This is a genomic window from Solibacillus ferritrahens, from assembly GCF_037027585.1.
Lineage (GTDB): Bacteria > Bacillota > Bacilli > Bacillales_A > Planococcaceae > Solibacillus > Solibacillus ferritrahens.
Genome location: NZ_JAXCLE010000010.1, coordinates 127,085 through 144,920 on the forward strand (window position 1 = coordinate 127,085; position 17,836 = coordinate 144,920).

18 protein-coding genes and 8 tRNA genes are annotated in these 17,836 nt (G+C 37.8%); 25 read left to right on the plus strand and 1 reads right to left on the minus strand.

Annotated features, from left to right (window positions below):
- The first annotated feature begins 2 nt into the window (after positions 1–2).
- The 5 genes from SNE38_RS11640 to SNE38_RS11660 all read left to right on the plus strand — a co-directional run bounded on the left by SNE38_RS11640 (position 3) and on the right by SNE38_RS11660 (position 6,239).
- A complete protein-coding gene (locus SNE38_RS11640; RefSeq protein ID WP_191704310.1) occupies positions 3–1,373 on the plus strand; it encodes a UDP-N-acetylmuramoyl-tripeptide--D-alanyl-D-alanine ligase in 1,371 nt (456 codons plus the stop codon).
- A gap of 92 nt (positions 1,374–1,465) precedes the next feature.
- Entirely contained in the window at positions 1,466–2,158 is a 693-nt protein-coding gene (locus tag SNE38_RS11645) for an alpha/beta hydrolase (protein WP_191704311.1), read from the plus strand.
- Positions 2,159–2,523: 365 nt separating this feature from the next.
- Positions 2,524–4,080 carry a DEAD/DEAH box helicase gene (locus SNE38_RS11650; RefSeq protein WP_191704312.1) on the plus strand — a complete coding sequence of 519 codons (1,557 nt, stop codon included), beginning with the start codon at positions 2,524–2,526 and terminating at the stop codon, positions 4,078–4,080.
- Between the two features lie 214 nt (positions 4,081–4,294).
- Complete coding sequence (locus tag SNE38_RS11655) at positions 4,295–4,774, plus strand: PH domain-containing protein (protein ID WP_191704313.1); 480 nt, start codon at positions 4,295–4,297, stop codon at positions 4,772–4,774.
- Positions 4,767–6,239, plus strand: coding sequence for a PH domain-containing protein (locus SNE38_RS11660; protein ID WP_336046540.1), 1,473 nt, complete (start codon positions 4,767–4,769; stop codon positions 6,237–6,239). Before SNE38_RS11655 ends, SNE38_RS11660 begins: the two co-directional genes overlap by 8 nt.
- A 49-nt stretch (positions 6,240–6,288) precedes the next feature.
- On the opposite strand, the gene SNE38_RS11665 is transcribed toward SNE38_RS11660, so the two are convergent.
- Positions 6,289–6,912, minus strand: a complete 624-nt coding sequence (locus SNE38_RS11665; protein WP_191704314.1) for a rhomboid family intramembrane serine protease — start codon at positions 6,910–6,912, stop codon at positions 6,289–6,291.
- A gap of 90 nt (positions 6,913–7,002) precedes the next feature.
- Here SNE38_RS11665 and acpS point away from each other — a divergent pair, with 90 nt between their 5' ends.
- The 20 genes from acpS to SNE38_RS11765 all read left to right on the plus strand — a co-directional run bounded on the left by acpS (position 7,003) and on the right by SNE38_RS11765 (position 17,643).
- Entirely contained in the window at positions 7,003–7,356 is a 354-nt protein-coding gene (gene acpS, locus SNE38_RS11670) for a holo-ACP synthase (RefSeq protein ID WP_191704315.1), read from the plus strand.
- 65 nt (positions 7,357–7,421) lie between these two features.
- Positions 7,422–8,420, plus strand: coding sequence for a LolA family protein (locus tag SNE38_RS11675; protein WP_191704316.1), 999 nt, complete (start codon positions 7,422–7,424; stop codon positions 8,418–8,420).
- Positions 8,421–8,598: 178 nt separating this feature from the next.
- Positions 8,599–9,717: an alanine racemase gene (gene alr, locus SNE38_RS11680; RefSeq protein ID WP_336046541.1), complete on the plus strand. Its 1,119-nt coding sequence runs from the start codon at positions 8,599–8,601 to the stop codon at positions 9,715–9,717.
- Positions 9,718–9,886: 169 nt separating this feature from the next.
- Complete coding sequence (locus SNE38_RS11685) at positions 9,887–10,174, plus strand: transcriptional regulator (RefSeq protein WP_191704318.1); 288 nt, start codon at positions 9,887–9,889, stop codon at positions 10,172–10,174.
- Between the two features lie 4 nt (positions 10,175–10,178).
- Positions 10,179–10,529 carry a type II toxin-antitoxin system PemK/MazF family toxin gene (locus SNE38_RS11690; protein WP_191701344.1) on the plus strand — a complete coding sequence of 117 codons (351 nt, stop codon included), beginning with the start codon at positions 10,179–10,181 and terminating at the stop codon, positions 10,527–10,529.
- Positions 10,530–10,822: 293 nt separating this feature from the next.
- Positions 10,823–11,221 carry an anti-sigma regulatory factor gene (locus tag SNE38_RS11695; protein ID WP_191704319.1) on the plus strand — a complete coding sequence of 133 codons (399 nt, stop codon included), beginning with the start codon at positions 10,823–10,825 and terminating at the stop codon, positions 11,219–11,221.
- 16 nt (positions 11,222–11,237) lie between these two features.
- Positions 11,238–12,230: a PP2C family protein-serine/threonine phosphatase gene (locus tag SNE38_RS11700; RefSeq protein WP_191704320.1), complete on the plus strand. Its 993-nt coding sequence runs from the start codon at positions 11,238–11,240 to the stop codon at positions 12,228–12,230.
- A 69-nt stretch (positions 12,231–12,299) separates the two neighbouring features.
- Positions 12,300–12,632, plus strand: a complete 333-nt coding sequence (locus SNE38_RS11705; RefSeq protein ID WP_191704321.1) for an STAS domain-containing protein — start codon at positions 12,300–12,302, stop codon at positions 12,630–12,632.
- Positions 12,632–13,102, plus strand: coding sequence for an anti-sigma B factor RsbW (rsbW, locus tag SNE38_RS11710; protein WP_191704322.1), 471 nt, complete (start codon positions 12,632–12,634; stop codon positions 13,100–13,102). Before SNE38_RS11705 ends, rsbW begins: the two co-directional genes overlap by 1 nt.
- Positions 13,080–13,865, plus strand: a complete 786-nt coding sequence (sigB, locus tag SNE38_RS11715) for an RNA polymerase sigma factor SigB (protein WP_191704323.1) — start codon at positions 13,080–13,082, stop codon at positions 13,863–13,865. The genes rsbW and sigB overlap by 23 nt, the downstream gene beginning before the upstream one ends.
- A gap of 122 nt (positions 13,866–13,987) precedes the next feature.
- Positions 13,988–16,159, plus strand: coding sequence for a Tex family protein (locus tag SNE38_RS11720; protein ID WP_336046542.1), 2,172 nt, complete (start codon positions 13,988–13,990; stop codon positions 16,157–16,159).
- A 75-nt stretch (positions 16,160–16,234) separates the two neighbouring features.
- Positions 16,235–16,702: a SprT family protein gene (locus SNE38_RS11725; protein WP_191704325.1), complete on the plus strand. Its 468-nt coding sequence runs from the start codon at positions 16,235–16,237 to the stop codon at positions 16,700–16,702.
- A 194-nt stretch (positions 16,703–16,896) separates the two neighbouring features.
- Positions 16,897–16,972, plus strand: a tRNA-Asn gene (locus SNE38_RS11730).
- 5 nt (positions 16,973–16,977) lie between these two features.
- A tRNA-Glu gene (locus SNE38_RS11735) sits at positions 16,978–17,052 on the plus strand.
- A gap of 29 nt (positions 17,053–17,081) precedes the next feature.
- Positions 17,082–17,157, plus strand: a tRNA-Asp gene (locus SNE38_RS11740).
- Positions 17,158–17,162: 5 nt separating this feature from the next.
- Positions 17,163–17,237 (plus strand) — tRNA-Gln (locus SNE38_RS11745).
- A gap of 4 nt (positions 17,238–17,241) precedes the next feature.
- Positions 17,242–17,317 (plus strand) — tRNA-Lys (locus tag SNE38_RS11750).
- 54 nt (positions 17,318–17,371) lie between these two features.
- Positions 17,372–17,457 (plus strand) — tRNA-Leu (locus SNE38_RS11755).
- Positions 17,458–17,473: 16 nt separating this feature from the next.
- Positions 17,474–17,550, plus strand: a tRNA-Arg gene (locus tag SNE38_RS11760).
- A gap of 19 nt (positions 17,551–17,569) precedes the next feature.
- A tRNA-Gly gene (locus SNE38_RS11765) sits at positions 17,570–17,643 on the plus strand.
- Positions 17,644–17,836 lie beyond the last annotated feature (193 nt).

Sequence of the window (17,836 nt, forward strand, 5' to 3'; positions counted from 1 at the left end):
AAGTGAAAAAAAAATTACAGCAGCTCGCAACATGGCTAACTATAGAAAATCAATCATTTCCTGAAACGGTTGTCACAGGTATTTCCATTGATACACGCACAATCACTGAAGGCGATTTATTTATTCCTTTTCGCGGTGAGGCAGTAAATGGGCATCGCTTTGTGGATCAGGCCTTTGAAAAAGGAGCCGCAGCGTCATTGTGGATGAAAGACGAACCTAATCCACCGGAGCATCTGCCGTTGATATTTGTAGATGATCCGGAACAGGCACTGCAGAAAATGGCGGAATGTTATCGCAATGAGCATAAAGCGACGTTTATCGGGATTACCGGCTCAAACGGGAAAACATCCTCCAAAGACATTTTAGCGGGTACCCTTTCTCCGTATTTTAAAGTGCAAAAGACAATTGGTAATTTTAATAACCAATTAGGTTTACCGATTACAATATTACAGCTAGATGAAGATACAGAGATTTCCGTTTTGGAAATGGGGATGAGTGGCTTCGGTGAGATTGAATTTTTAACTAAACTAGCACGCCCGCATTATGTAATTATTACAAATATCGGCGAAGCCCATATGCAAGATTTAGGGTCGCGTGAAGGTATTGCAAATGCGAAATTTGAAATAGTAAAAGGTTTAAATGAGGAAGGTTTACTTTTCTTTGATGGAGATGAGCCATTATTGCAAAGTCTTGTTGCCAAAACTCCGAATTTAAAAACTCAGTCGTTCGGTTTTACCGGAAAACAAGACTTAGTGGCGTCGAATATTGTAGCGACAGCACAAGGCAGCAGCTTTCATGTTGAAGGCGTCATTAATGGAGACTTCTTTATATCTGTCTTAGGTGAACATCAAGTAAAGAATACATTAAATACGATGCTCGTAAGTAAAGCTTTAGGGTTAACGGATGAGCAAATTCGCGAGGCATTAAAGCAAGTAGTATTGACAGATATGCGTATGCAGCTTATTTCAGTAGGAGAGCTGTTATTTATTAATGACGCATACAATGCTGCGCCAACATCGATGCACGCAGCAATTCATTTTATTGAGCAAACGACGATTCGGAAAGAAAAGTGGCTTGTCCTTGGAGATATGCTGGAGTTAGGGAATGATGAGCAGTCGATGCATGAAGAAATATTCGCACATATCGACCATCATAAAATTAGCTATGTCTGCCTATATGGCCCACGCATGAAATGGCTATATGAAAAGCTGAAGGCTAAATTTGATGCGAATCACTTAGTATATTCTGAACAAGACTATAATCCAATTATAAATAAAATAAAATTAAACGCGACGAGTGATTCCATTATTTTAGTAAAAGGCTCACGAGGTATGCAATTAGAAAAAATTATTCAATCAAACGAGTTGGCATAGAGCTAACTCGTTTTTTTTAGTGCAGAAACTTTTTTCTTCAGCGAGAGTCACTTATTATATTTATAAGAACATCAATAAAAGTGGGTGAATTGATGATTACAGGCGTACTTTTTTTACATGGATTTTCAGGTGGACCGTATGAAGTAGAACCTTTTGTGCATTATATAGAACAACGTACAGATTGGGTTATAAGTGTTCCTACATTTTCAGGTCACGGGGATGCAGAACATTTAACGATGAGAGGTTATAAGGCGGAGCATTGGATGATGGAAGCGGAAATTGCTTATCGCCAGCTACAAAAGCAAGTAGATGATGTGATTGTTGTTGGTTTTTCAATGGGCGGAGTTATTGCCATGTATTTATCAATCCGTTATCCAGTAAAAAAATTAGTGTTATTAAGTGCTGCGGTAAAGTATTTAGATCCAACCCAGTTAGTGAAAGATATTCGAGCAATTGCTCAAGATATGGTTTATAAAAAGTTGGAAGAAAATGAATTGTTTGCACGCTATAAAGATAAGTTTAAAAATGTCCCACTATCGGCGACGGTTGAATTTATGAAAGTCGTTAAAAAGACGGAACCTTATATTAAAAATATTCAATGCCCAACCTTTATTGTTCAGGGAAGGCTTGACGGCATCGTACCGAATACGACGGCACAGATTTTATACAATAAAATTCATTCACAGCAGAAGCAAATGTATATTTCAGATTGTGGAAAGCATCATATTTGCTATAGTGATGATTGTGAAGAATGGTTTGATGCAGTGTTCAAATTTATAAGATGAATAAATGTCAGACTATTCGATACAAGCATTATCATTGCATACCGTTACAACCCATGTTAGACTAATAAGAGCAATGGATACATTTTGTGCGAAGACTCTTCAGACTTTTTGATGAAGAGTACTTTTTTTTGATAAACGGTTTTATTCTATTTTTTTTAAACAAGCAAGAACAAATATCAACGGTAGAATTGAACCGCTCGGCAATGACCGGGCTTTCCTTTTCATATAAGAGACTCTGCACGTGAAGCAGAGAGAATTTTTAAGTAACGGAAACGTTCCACATACAATGGCTCGAAATTTGCCGCCATTTCATCTGAAAATGTAACCATTTGTCAACTTATATAGGACAAAGGAGATTGAAGAGTTTGACAAATTTTTCAGAATTAAACATTAGTGAATCGACATTACGCTCAATTAAGCGTATGGGATTTGAAGAAGCAACACCAATCCAAGAAGGAACAATAACGTTTGCAATGGCTGGCCGTGACGTATTAGGTCAAGCGCAGACAGGTACTGGTAAAACAGCTGCATTTGGTATTCCATTAATCGAGAAAATCGATCCAAAAAATCCAAATGTTCAAGCTTTGGTAATTGCTCCAACTCGTGAATTAGCAATCCAAGTATCAGAAGAACTTTATAAATTAGGATATGACAAACGTATAAAATTATTATCAGTTTACGGTGGTCAAGAAATCGGCCGTCAAATCCGTGCACTAAAAAATAATCCTCAAATTATTGTAGGTACACCAGGTCGTATTCAAGACCATATTAACCGTCGTACATTACGCTTAGACGAAGTTCAAACTTTAGTTTTAGACGAAGCAGACGAAATGTTAAACATGGGCTTCATCGATGATATTAATGCGATTTTAGAAAACGTACCATCGACTCGCCAAACATTACTATTCTCAGCGACAATGCCTCCAGCAATCCGTAAAATTGCAGAGACATTTATGAAAAATCCTGAAATCGTAAAAATTAAAGCGAAAGAATTAACAATGGAAAACATTGAACAATTTTTCGTAAAAGCAACAGAGCGTGAAAAATTCGATGCGTTATCTCGTTTATTGGACTCTCAAAAACCAGAATTAGCAATCATTTTCGGTCGTACAAAACGCCGTGTTGATGAGTTAAGCCAAGCTTTAGGTTTACGTGGTTTCATAGCAGAAGGTATCCACGGTGATTTATCTCAAGCGAAACGTATTTCTGTATTACGTCAGTTTAAAGAAGGTAAAATCGATATTTTAATCGCAACCGACGTAGCTGCTCGTGGTTTAGATATTTCAGGTGTAACACATGTTTACAACTTTGATATTCCACAAGATCCAGAATCTTACGTTCACCGAATCGGTCGTACAGGCCGTGCTGGTAAATCGGGTACTGCAATTACTTTTGTAACTCCACGTGAAATGGGTTACTTACGTATTGTTGAAGAAACTACTAAAAAACGTATGACACCTTTAAACCCACCAAGCTCAGCAGAAGCTTTAGTTGGTTTACAAGAAGATGCGATGAAAACATTAGTAGAGTTGGCAAATAATGATTTAGGTAACTACCGTGAATTAGCTGCGAAGTTATTAGAAAATAACGAAGCATTAGATTTAGTGGCAGCTGCATTAAAATCAATTACAAAAGAGCCGGATGCTACACCGGTATCATTATCCGAAGAACGTCCATTACCAATGCGTCGTGAACGTTCAGGTGGCGGCGGTGGCCGTGGCCGTGGTGGTAATGACCGTAACCGTGGTGGCGGTAACCGCAGTGGTGGTGGAGACCGTCGCGGAGGAGATCGCCGTCGTGAAGGTGGCGGTGGCGGAAGTCGTACTGCTAGCGGTGGAAGTCGTGAAGGAGGTCGCCGTGAAGGTGGCGCTCGTCGCGAAGGATCTCGTGATCGTCGTCCACGTCCACGTCGCGAAGACTAATAACATCCAAACACATCAACGAATTATCGTTGGTGTGTTTTTTTACATAAAACGTAGGATATATATAAACTTTTCATAAATTATTTAACAAAAGTGCCATTTATCTATACTATATAAGGTAATGGGAAATTTTTAACACCATTTATATGGGAACAATGAAACAATTAAGAGGTTGAACCGTATAGCATAATAGAAAGAAAGAGGTGTAAAGCTTGTGAGAGAACAACCGAGATACCAATTACCGAAAAAAGCACAAACTGTTTGGCGATTATATGGTCTAATTCAAACTATATTCATTGCTCTTCTCGTCGCGGGAGTTATATTTCTAGTTGTGACATTTGATTGGCCGCAGTGGATTATGTGGATCGCTATTGCACTTGTAGTTTTATCCATCATTTTTTCCGTCGCTGTCTTTCCGAGTATACGTTGGAGAATCTGGCGCTATGAAGTGCGAGAGCAGGAAATTGAGATTCAAAGTGGGTTATTTGTTGTAAAACGAACATTAATACCAATGGTGCGTGTTCAGCATGTAGATACTGAACAAGGTCCAATCTTAAAAAAATATACGTTAGCCAATATTTCAATTTCTTCAGCGGCAACTGTACATACAATACCAATGTTAAAAGTGGAGGAAGCCGACTTACTACGGACAAAAATTTCTGAACTTGCAAGGGTGGCGGAAGATGATGTCTAATGAAAAATATAAACTTCACCCCGTTACAGCTGTTATTAACGTAGTAAAAGCATTAAAAGACCTATTGATTCCGATTGTTATTATTATAGTTGCAAACGGTTTTAACTTTAATTTGGATTTTCGCAGTGAAACGTTTTTCAGTGAAATGATTCCACTTTTTATTTTAGTGATTGTCGTCTTTGGTACGATGGTGAATGGGTTAATTAAGTGGTGGACCTTTGTATACTGGTATGAAGATAGTGAACTTCGGGTTGAATACGGATTATTTGTAAAGAAGAAGCGTTATATTCCATTCGATCGCATTCAAAATTTAAATTACAAAGAAGGAATTTTTCATCGTCTCTTTAAGCTCGTGCAGGTGCAAGTGGAAACGGCAGGGAGCAAAAGTGGTAAGCCTGAAGCTGAGTTGACTGCTGTTACGAGAGCGGCAGCGGACGATGTAGAAATTCAAATGAAAAAAGCAAAGCAAAAGACACCAATTGAAAGTGAACTAATGGAAGTAGTCGAAGAGGAAGAGTCTCCTTCAACTATTTTGCATAAAATGAAGGTACCTGAACTGTTATTGTTGGCATCTACTTCTAGTGGGATCGGTGTTGTATTGGCTGGGGTATTTGCTGTCTTATCGCAATTTGCGGAATTTATTCCATTTGATGCGATTTATGATGAAGTGGCATTTTTAATGGAATACAGCTTTATCGCGGCAATGATATTGATTGCTCTTGCCCTCATGGTAGCGTGGGTAATATCAGTTGGGATTACATTTTTAAATTATTATAGCTTCACAGTGAGTAAACAGCAGAACCGTTTAATTATTACTCGTGGGTTAATTGAAAAAAAACGCGTAACGATTCCAATAAATCGTGTACAGGCAATTAAACTTGTGGAAAATCCATTCCAGCAAATGCTAGGCTTAGCGTCAATTGCTGTGGAAAGTGCTGGTGGAGGATTCAGTGGGGAAGCGGATAAAAAAATTATATTATTTCCGTTAATTGCAAAAAAAGAAGCGTTAAAGCCATTGGCAGAATTGTTTCCTGAATATGATTTTCAGCTTGCGAAAGTAATTCAGCCCCCTAAAAAAGCGTTACCCTTCTTCTATCGGATAGATTTTATTTGGCTCGTACCATTGATCGCTGCGATTTCTTATTTTTTCTATCCATATGGATTACTGTCCTTACTATTGGTGTTACCAATAATTTTATTGGGAATATGGCAATTTAAAACAACTGGCTATACACTGGAAGGTCAGCAAATTACGATTGTCTCTCGCATCTTTAGCCGTGTAACATTTTTCGCATTAAAAAAACGTGTGCAGGTAACACAGGGGAGTCAAACCTATTTCCAAAAACGTCGTAAAATTGGCTCCGCGAAAATAGTTGTTATGTCCGGGATGACAGGAGCTTCGGCAACTGTACGAAATATAGATCAAGAAGAAGTTGAAAAGATATTAACTTGGTATGAATATTAAAAAGAATAGGATGTGTGCAAAAGTAATTCCTTTTTCACACATCCTATTTTTATTTTACGCGTTTTATAGAGTTGTTGCGCCAACGAACCATGTTTTTGGGATTGAAATAAACAAACCCCAAAATAAAGCCGGTAATTAGACCACCTAAATGAGCAGCGATATTAATATTAGGCGTTAAGAAGGTCATAATAAGACTAATGACGATTAATGGCAACATGACTTGTTTTAATTGAGGGAATAAATGTCTAGTGTAGTAAATGAGTGCCCCAAATGCACCGAATATTCCATAAATAGCACCACTTGCGCCTACACTGGCATAATAGGCATCCTGTGTTACAAACGTAGCAGCGACGCCAAAAATACCGGCTAAAAAATAAATTGTTAAAAATCGTATCTTACCAGCAATCTTTTCTAGCTCTGGACCAAATAAAAACAGAGAGAACATATTGAAAAGAACGTGCATGAAGCCGGCATGTAAAAACATTGAAGTAATAATACGCCACCATTCACCAGCGGCAATCAGACCATTCACACTCATGCCTGCATAGAGTAATTGATTTCCCAATCCAGGAACCAAAGTCAATATGTAAACGATTAAATTAATCGCAATGATTGACGAGACAACTGGATATAACGTAATGTATTGTTTGAAATTTTCTCTGCGAATAAACATTCTCCACCTCGATTAAGTCGATATAAAAAAAAACAAATTTTAATTCATTATACATTGGACTAATGTTTAAAAGAAAGGAAGAGCTACTAATTGATTAAAGGGATTGGTTTAGATTTAGTAGAATTGGATCGAATTGAAAAAATGTTGGCGCGTTCTGCAAAATTTGCACAACGTATTTTAACAAAAAGGGAATTAACGATTTTCGATGAATTATCACCAGCTCGGAAAGTGGAATTTTTGGCCGGACGTTTCGCTGCAAAAGAGGCATATTCGAAAGCTAATGGTACTGGAATTGGTAAAGGCTGTGAACTTCATCAGATAGAAATTTTAAAAGATGGACAAGGGAAACCTGTCTTATATTTCGATGGTGAACTGGTAAATGGCTTTATTTCCATCACGCATACACAAACAACAGCAGCTGCCCAAGTAATCTTAATGCAATAATACATACATGCACACCTTGGCTCATATAGTAATTTATCGAAAAAGATAATCGAAAGGGTGAATCTTTGAAACTCCGACTGCTAGTAGTTGTCGTTTGTTGTCTCTTTTTGGCGGCGTGTGGAAAAGCTACAAAGGATGAAGTGATTGAGGATGTCAACAAGAAATGGAATGAGACGAAGGGGTATGAATTAAGTGCATCGATGGAAGTTCGGACAGGCGCAGAGCCGAGAATATATGATGTAAAAGTTTGGCATACAAAACCGGATTTTTATCGAGTAGCAGTTAACCCGCAAGGAGAAACGGAACAGCAATTAATTGTGCGTAATGAAGAAGGGGTATTTGTTGTAACGCCAGCTCTTAGGAAAACGCATAAATTCCAAAGTGAATGGCCGAAACAAAATAGTCAAGCCTATATTATTGGAACGCTGGCAGATGATTTAATGGCTGATTCTAAAGCTGTTATGACAGAAGATGATGCAAGCTATACATTTGAACTGGCAACACGGAATGTAGATCAGACTGCTTTACCTATCCAGCAAATTATGGTCGATAAGAAAACAATGCTTCCGACAAAGGTTAGTGTGTTAGATGAGTCATTACAAGAGCAGGTTGTTATTACATTTGGAGAAATTAAGTTAGGTGTGCAACATACCGCAAAGGATTATGAAGTAGAAAAGTTCTCTGAAAAAGAAGAGAAAAAAGCAGCATCAGCTGATGTTGTAAATACAGATTTCAGTGTATACTATCCAACAATTGACTGGGCACATACTAAGTTAACAGAGGAGTATGAGGTTAAAGAAGATGGGAATTCCCGTGTTATTTTAACATTTGAAGGTGAAAAACCATTTACATTAATGCAACAGCCAATTCAATATGACAACATGGTGTTGCCTGTATTCTCACCTGGCGATCCAGCTGATTTAGGCTATACAATTGGCGCAATTACAGATCACTCTATTCAATGGGATAAAGATGGCATGACATTCTTTATCGCATCTACAAAATTATCTAAAGAGGAATTATTGGAAGTCGCAGCAAGTGTGCAGCAAAGTAGTATGAAATAATTTACCGTTATTGCGAATATGGCTTCGTGCTGACTCAGAAAGACAACATCTTGCACAAGTTTGTGCAAGATGTTGTCTTTTTTATATTAATTTGCGCTTTATTCGAAGGGAAATATGTGCAATAATTTTCTTAATATTTAAAGGTGTTTATACTTATTAAAAAGAGGGTATAGTCAAAATGGAAAATCCAATAAATTACCGACCTACAAAAGCAATTATTGATTTACAAGCTATCGAACATAATCTCATTTCATTACGCCAATATATTGGAAATGCCATTCAAATTATTGCAGTAGTTAAAGCGAATGCATATGGGCATGGAGATGTAGAAGTGGCAAGAACAGCAATCCAAGCAGGAGCAACGATGCTGGCTGTCGCAACACCTGATGAAGCTGTACATATGCGGGAAAACTTTAAAGATATTGATATTTTAGTGTTAGGAGCTACACCACCTAATTTTATTCCTTTTGCTTCACAGGAAAATATTATCCTTACAGTATTTTCGGCAAGTTGGCTAGAAAGTGCGCAACAATATACACCTTTGGCCAATCCCTTAAAGCTTCACATTAAAGTTGATTCGGGTATGGGTCGTATTGGCGTCTCGACCAAAGAAGAATTAATGGAATTGTACGAAGCTATTGTTATACCAAATGATTTTATTCTGGATGGCATTTTTACTCATTTTGCAACTGCAGATGAAGAAGATTCATTGTACTTTGACAATCAAGTAACCCTATTTAAGGACTTTTTGAGTGTATTGCCGAAAAGACCGAGACTAGTCCATGTGGCCAATACTGCTACCGCTTTAGTAAAAGATCCGTCTTTACAGTATGATGCAGTTCGGTTTGGTATTTCAATGTATGGATTATCGCCTTCGCCTTTTGTTGGTTCTAAATTACCGTTTCCAATTAAACCTGCATTTTCACTACATACAGAACTCATACATATAAAAAAAATGCATGCGGGTCAATCAGTCGGCTATGGAGCGACATATACGGTAGAGGAAGATTGCTACATTGGTACGATTCCGATTGGTTATGCGGATGGTATGCTCAGGAAGTTGGAAGGTCAAGAAGTGCTTATTGGAGGAAAAAAGGCGAAAATTGTCGGTAGAATTTGTATGGATCAAAGTATGATTTTACTGCCAACAGCATATAATGTAGGAGAAGAAGTTGTATTGATTGGTCGCCAACAGCAAAAACAAATCACAATGGATGATTGGGCAGCTAAACTCCAAACGATTAATTACGAAGTACCATGCGTAATTACGGCTAGAGTTCCTAGGGTATACAAATAAAAATTCGATGTAATTTTACTGTAAAAATTCCAAAAAAACAAAATAAATATGTTCACATTTATTCCCTTTATAGCGAGAATTGTCAGTTTTTTTATTTTCCTGTCTTTTCATTGTAGGTAATCAATGATAGAATTAATGGGAAATGGGATGTTCGGTGGAGGTGCTTGTTTTGTACGCGAAGGAATTAGTAGAAGTAGAAGAAGTGGTAATTGACATACCTAATGAGCTAGTTACTCAATTTGAAAGAACGTTTGGACGCAATACTGAGAGTGGTTATATGATGGCGTATTTGGCGACTCAAAAAAATACAAAGCATATGCAACCAAATCAAATACGGGAAGCTTTAATAAAGGGCTATGTGGAAATGTCGCAAATTAATCTGACAATTTGCAGTGAGTGCTTGCATGCAGAGTATGAAGCGGAACATATGGTGGAGCGTCTCGTTAGCGGGGGATGACAAGTTGATTGTAAAACGTGGAGACGTTTTTTTTGCTGACCTATCACCAGTGGTAGGTTCAGAACAAGGCGGGACTAGACCCGTGCTTATTATACAAAATGATATTGGAAATCGTTTCAGTCCAACTGTCATAATAGCTGCAATAACTGCGCAAATTCAAAAGGCAAAATTACCAACACATGTTGAAATCGATGCGAAGAAGTATGGTTTTGAACGCGATTCGGTAATTTTGCTTGAGCAATTGCGTACAATTGATAAATCGCGATTAACAGATCGGATAACTCAGCTTGACACAAAACTAATGCAAGAAGTTGATATTGCACTTAATATTAGTTTAGGACTCGTAAAATTTTAATACATAAAAAAAGCATCGAAACTTTTCGTTTCGATGCTTTTTATTATATACAGTATAATATTTTTTATAAATAGTAATCTGTAATCATGTAAAAATATAACAAATAGTTTAAAATAGAAAACATCTAGTGTTTATGTTTACATAGATAAACTTCTAATTTAAAAATAATTTTTGGAATCAAATTTAAACTATAAAGATACCGTATGCTATAATAAAAAAGATTAATAATTCCGAAAATTGATACTGTGTATTAACTCCGTAGAATTAAAACGTAGGAAATTGGAGGCACTATGATGAATACGAAATCTACCGTAGAGATTATAACAGAATGGGATATTGTAGCTGCACGCCAACTTGGACGTAACGAAGCGAAAGAAATTGGCTTTGGCGCGGTAGATCAAGCTCGAATTACGACTGCAATTAGTGAACTTGCTAGAAATATTTATTTGTATGCTCGAGCAGGGGAAGTAGCGATAGAACGTATAAGCGAGGGCGGGAGAGTTGGTATTCGTATTACAGCGGCAGATAAAGGACCAGGGATAAATAATATAAAAAAAGTAATGGAAGATGGTTATTCCACTTCCGGAGGGCTTGGTGCAGGTTTACCAGGCGTTAAAAGATTAATGGATACTATGGATATTCAATCTTCTATTGAAAAAGGAACCATTATAATTATTGAAAAATGGGTTTAGTAGGATGTGATAAAATTTGAAAGAGCTACAAATGCAATATCAGAAAATAGTATCAGATTTTTTATCGAATCAAACGGAAAGGAATTTATATATTGGCCAAAACTTTATTCGCCAGTTAATACAGAAAAAAGTAGCTCCAGAAGAAGTGATAAATATCCACAAGTATGCAATGGAGCAACTCTATCCTGACTTACCCGAATATATTTCACATAGCTATGATTTTTTAATTGAGATTATGGTTCATTTTGGTTTAACCTTAAAAGAGCATCAAAGTTTATTGGAACAGCAAGAAGAGCTACGTATGGAGATGAATGTCGCTACCAAAATACAAAATATGATATTGAGAACGAAAATTCCCCAACTTAAAGATATTGATATTGGGATGGTATCAATACCGATTCGAAAAATGAATGGCGATTATGTCCATTTTTTGGGTGATAAATCACATGTAAGTGTAGCGGTAACAGATGTTGTAGGGAAAGGTGTTCCAGCAGCGCTTTGTATGTCTATGGTCAAGTATGGACTTGATACACTTGAGTGTTCTACCAATGCGCCTTCGCATATTTTGGAAGTGTTAAATCGTATTATTGAAAAAAGTGTGGATGATAGTATGTTCGTCTCGATGTTTTATGGGACATACAATGTCGAAAATGGTAAATTTACATATGGTTCAGCTGGTCATGAGCCCGCTTTATATTATAATTCCGGTAAAGAAACTTTTTTCGATTTGGAATCAAAAGGATTACTTTTAGGTGTCATGCCCGAAGTTAAATATCCACAATACGAGATTCAGCTACAGGATAACGATTTTATCGTGATGATTACAGATGGCGCGACAGATTTCCGTAAGCAGGGGGAACTGGATCCGCGGGATGTAATTAAAAACATAGCATTGAGTTGTCGTCATTTACCGGCTCAGGAAATGTGCGAAAAAATGTATGCATACTTAAAAAAATTACCGGATTTTGATTTGGAAGACGATTTTACGGTCGTCATCTTTAAAAAATAAATAAATTTATGTTTAATCACCCGTGATTAGGGGTATTATAATTAGGTTTATAGATGGAGGTGTCTAATAATGAATGTAAATGTTCAATTTAGAGAAGATGGTAATATTTTGCGAGGCTATATCGAGGGAGAAATTGATACTTATACAGCTCCGGTTTTGCGCGAAGAATTGGAAACGGTTCAAATTGTTGAAGGTCGTGTAATTGAGTTGGACTTATCAAAAGTAAATTATATGGATAGTACAGGTTTGGGAATTTTTGTTGCGTTTTATAAAAAGGTGACAAGGGAAAATGCATCACTTAAATTAGTGGGCTTATCAAATCGTTTAGTTAGATTGTTTGAAATTACAGGATTAAGTGAACTGATGAGTATTGAGACCGACGAGGAATTGGAGTTGAAATAATGAAGGCATTTGACTATATTGAAATTCGAGTACCTGCCAAGTCGCAATATGTAAGTGTAATCCGTTTGACAATTTCAGGATTAGCGATGCGAGTTGGATTTACTTATGATGAAATTGAAGATTTAAAAATAGCCACAAGTGAAGCAGTAACAAATGTAGTCCACCATGCATATAAAGCCAATGAAGATGGTGAAGTTGTTATTGGGTGTGCATTATTCGAAGACAAAATCGAAATAATGGTAGCAGATTATGGTGTAAGTTTTAATTTTGAAGAAGTTAAGTCGAAAATTGGTCCATATCATGAAGATGAAAACGTAGCCCTTTTACGTGAAGGGGGATTAGGAATTTTCTTAATGGAAACTTTAATGGACGAAGTGAAATTAACTAACGAAGGTGGCGTCACTGTTTTCATGACGAAGTATGTCTCGAGAGAGCAGGTGAAAGGGAATGTCGAAAGAATCACTACCTAAAAATTCATCAAAAGAAGAAGTACTAAATTGGATTGCCGAATATCAAGACAATGGCAGTGAAGAAGCACAAACGAATCTTGTGCTTCATTACCAACAACTAGTAGAGTCGATTGCTCGCAAATACTCTCATGGTAAATCTTATTATGATGATATTGTACAAGTCGGAATGCTTGGCTTGTTAGGTGCAATCCGACGATTTGACCCTTCTTTTGGCCGGAGTTTTGAGGCGTTTGCAGTCCCAACGATTGTTGGAGAAATAAAGCGCTTTTTACGTGATAAAACATGGGACGTGCATGTTCCTAGACGTATAAAAGAATTAGGACCAAGAATTAAAGCAGCAGTGGAAGCATTAACTACTTCGTTACAACGTTCTCCTTCTATTACTGAAATTGCTGATTATTTAGAGGTTCAGGATGAAGAAGTTTTAGAAGCGATGGAGATGGGACGAAGCTATCAAGCGTTATCGATGGATCACTCGATTGAATCAGATTCTGACGGAAGTACAGTAACATTATTTGATGTTGTCGGAAGAGAAGATGTCGGCTATGAAGTGACAAACCGCCGAATGCTTGTAGCGGATGCGATGAATGTATTAAATGAACGTGAACGTCAAATTATCCAGTTAACCTATTTAGAACAATTAAGTCAAAAGGAAGCTGGAGAAAGACTCGGTATTTCACAAATGCATGTATCACGAATTCAGCGAAAAGCCGTAAAAAAATTACAGGATGCCATTGCAGCAAGTGGTGGCGTATCATTATAAAGAAATTGGAGTCTACTAGATAAGTAGGCTCTTTTTTTTTGTGGAAAGCTGTCGCTATTTGGGAAAATAATTATCCATAAGTGATACACTATAGAAAGCTTAAAATTTAAAGGAGTGGCATAATGGAACAACAAATAATGTTACAGATAATCGCCAAAGATGCGAATGTAGAATCGAAACAAGCGCAAGCAGTTATCCGATTATTGGAAGAGGGCAATACAGTACCCTTTATAGCACGCTACCGAAAAGAAGTTACAGGTTCCTTGGATGAAGTTCAAATTAAGGCAGTAGAAGACCGCTACCATTACATACAACAACTCGAGACACGCAAAGAAGAAGTATTACGCTTGATTGATGAACAAGGAAAGTTAACCGAGGAGTTGCAAACATCAATTCATGCAGCAACGGTTTTACAGCGACTGGAGGATTTATACCGTCCATATAAGCAAAAGAGACGTACAAAAGCGACAATTGCTAAAGAACGTGGTTTAGAACCGTTGGCAGAACAAATATTAAAATTTAGTAAGCAATCTTTAGAACAGTTGGCGAACCCGTTTTTAAACGAAGAACAAGGTGTAACAACGGTTGAAGACGCATTGGCAGGTGCGCGCGACATTTTAGCTGAGCGCTTTGCGGACGATGCTGCAGTTCGAGAAAAACTACGTACCCTTTCTTGGCGAGGGGGAAAGCTCATGACCGTGCTGAAAAATGCGGACAAGGATGAAAAGCAAGTATATGAAATGTACTATGAATATGAGGAGCCTATCCATCGAATGGCCCCGCACCGTACTTTGGCGGTGAATCGTGGTGAGAAAGAGGAAGTACTAAGAGTTTCAATTGAAGTGCCTGGAGAAAAAGCGACTACACAAATGGAAAATCACTTTATTCCTAGAAATTTTATAGGACCTTCTGTTAATGAGGTTAAATTAGCGGTTGCTGATAGCTATAAACGTTTAATTAAACCATCCATTGAGAACGAATTGCGTGCTGAACTTACGGCAAAGGCTGAGGCACAGGCAATTCACATCTTTTCTGAGAATTTGAGAAATCTATTACTACAGCCTCCAATGCGCGGGAAAGTTGTGTTAGGTGTAGACCCAGCTTACCGTACTGGTTGTAAACTGGCGGTAGTTGATGAGACAGGAAAAATGATTGAAGTTGGGGTTATCTATCCACATACAACATCGGATCCATCAAAAGCAAAAGAGACTGTTAAATCGTTACTGAAAAAGTACCCAATTAGTATTATTGCTATAGGAAACGGTACAGCCTCCCGTGAAACAGAACAATTTATTGCGGAATTACTGAAAGAAACAGATGGGAATATTGCCTACGTTATTGTAAATGAAGCAGGGGCATCGGTGTACTCGGCATCGGAAGTAGCACGTGCGGAATTTCCGAACCTACAAGTAGAGCAACGTAGTGCCGTATCAATCGCACGCCGTTTACAAGATCCACTATCCGAGTTGGTGAAAATTGACCCGAAAGCTGTCGGTGTAGGTCAGTACCAGCATGATGTATCTCAGAAACAGCTGGCTGAATCATTGACGTTTATCGTTGAAACCGCAGTAAACCAAGTGGGTGTTGATGTAAATACGGCATCTGCATCACTATTGCAATACGTATCAGGGCTATCCAAAACAGTGGCTGAAAATATTGTAGTAATGCGAAGTGAAAATGGTCCGTTTTCTTCACGAACTCAGCTCAAAAAGATACCTCGTTTAGGTGCCAAAACCTATGAGCAAGCAATTGGCTTTTTACGAATTTCGGAAGCAAAAAATCCATTGGATGCAACAGGCATTCACCCTGAAAGTTATAAACTCGCTGAAGCAATATTAGAGGCTGCAGGAGTAACAAAAAAAGATGTAGGTACGGCAAAAGCAGAAGAGGCTATAAGTAAATTAAGTTTACTGACATTAAGTGAGACATTAAATGTCGGGGAAGTAACCTTGAAGGATATTATTGATACTTTAATAAAGCCAACCCGTGATCCCCGAGATGCATTTCCGCAGCCTTTATTAAAAACGGATGTATTGCAGATGGATGATTTACAAGTAGGAATGGAATTGCAAGGTACTGTTCGGAATGTTGTTGATTTTGGAGCGTTTGTTGATATTGGTGTTAAACAAGACGGGCTAGTTCACATATCTAAACTGCAAAAGAGCCGTGTAAAGCATCCGTTAGATGTTGTATCATTAGGTGATATTGTAACAGTATGGGTAGAAAAGGTAGAAGCAAGTAAAGGACGTATTTCATTAACGATGCTTTCACCTGAAAATCAACTAAACGTGTAAAGAAAATAAATATCCATTATAATAAAAAGCGCATAAATTAATATGTGCTTTTTATTATGTTTGGGGAGGTAGCGTATGACGGATGAACAACTTCAGGAGCTTGTAGAACAGTTATCTAATGAATATTTTAACCGACCTTTTGTTCATAAAGCTTATTTTAATAGCCGTTTAAAAACAACGGGTGGACGGTATTTGTTAGGTAGTCATCATATAGAATTGAATAAAAGGCTTTATGATCATTTTGGGATAAAAGAACTCAAGGGGATTATTTTACATGAACTTTGCCACTATCATTTACATATTTTAGGTATGGGCTATAAGCATCGAGATGCCGATTTCCGAAATTTATTGAAAAAAGTCGGAGCACCAAGATTTTGTTCCACAATAGAGGAGCCAAATAAGCCATTAAAGAAAAAGGCAGTACATATGTATAGTTGTGTAAATTGTGGGCAGATTTATAAAAGGAAAAAGAAGATGGATGTAAAAAGGTATTCTTGTAGTATTTGCCAAGGAAAAATTAAATTTTTGCGAAGTGAAATTTAATTTGAAAAAGGGTTTAAATAGTAATGAATAAAGGAAAGGATCAGTTATATGCTTTTCTGAAGGATATTTTTTTCTGCTTATATATAGGAAGTGGTTTATTTTTTAAAAAAAGTTTTTAAAAAGTGTTGACGAACATTATTTCACTATCTATAATAGTAAAAGTCGACAAGATGATGTCGCGATGAAGTAATCATTCCGAAGTAGCTCAGTTGGTAGAGCATCCGGCTGTTAACCGGCAGGTCGCAGGTTCGAGTCCTGCCTTCGGAGCCATTGTAGGCCCGTTGGTCAAGTGGTTAAGACACCGCCCTTTCACGGCGGTAACACGGGTTCGAATCCCGTACGGGTCACCACTTTTATTTTCATATTATAGTTTACTTATGGTCCCGTGGTGTAGCGGTTAACATGCCTGCCTGTCACGCAGGAGATCGCCGGTTCGATCCCGGTCGGGACCGCCATTTATTGGGGTATAGCCAAGCGGTAAGGCAACGGATTTTGATTCCGTCATGCCCTGGTTCGAATCCAGGTTCCCCAGCCATTTGGAGCCATTAGCTCAGTTGGTAGAGCATCTGACTTTTAATCAGAGGGTCGAAGGTTCGAGTCCTTCATGGCTCACCAGTTTTCATATTGACAAATTATTTCAGTGATGTATAATAATTAAAGTCGAATGAAGCGGTCGTGGCGGAATGGCAGACGCGCTAGGTTGAGGGCCTAGTGGGGGCAACCCCGTGGAGGTTCAAATCCTCTCGGCCGCACCAAGTAACTTTATAACTTGCGCCCGTAGCTCAATTGGATAGAGCGTCTGACTACGGATCAGAAGGTTATGGGTTCGACTCCTGTCGGGCGCGCCAAAATATAAAATAATAAAATGCGGGTGTAGTTTAGTGGTAAAACCTCAGCCTTCCAAGCTGATGTTGTCGGTTCGATTCCGATCACCCGCTCCAGTTTTTTTAAAAAACTGTTGACATCCAATAAGGGATGTTATATGATATAAGAGTTGTCGCAAAGATAACATGATGAACCTTGAAAACTGAACAAGCAACGTTAATGAAACAAGCTTCTTAAATGAAGCAAACAATAGATTATAACTTTTAATTAAGTTAAATCGCTAGCAAAGCAAATGAGCTTTCAAACTAC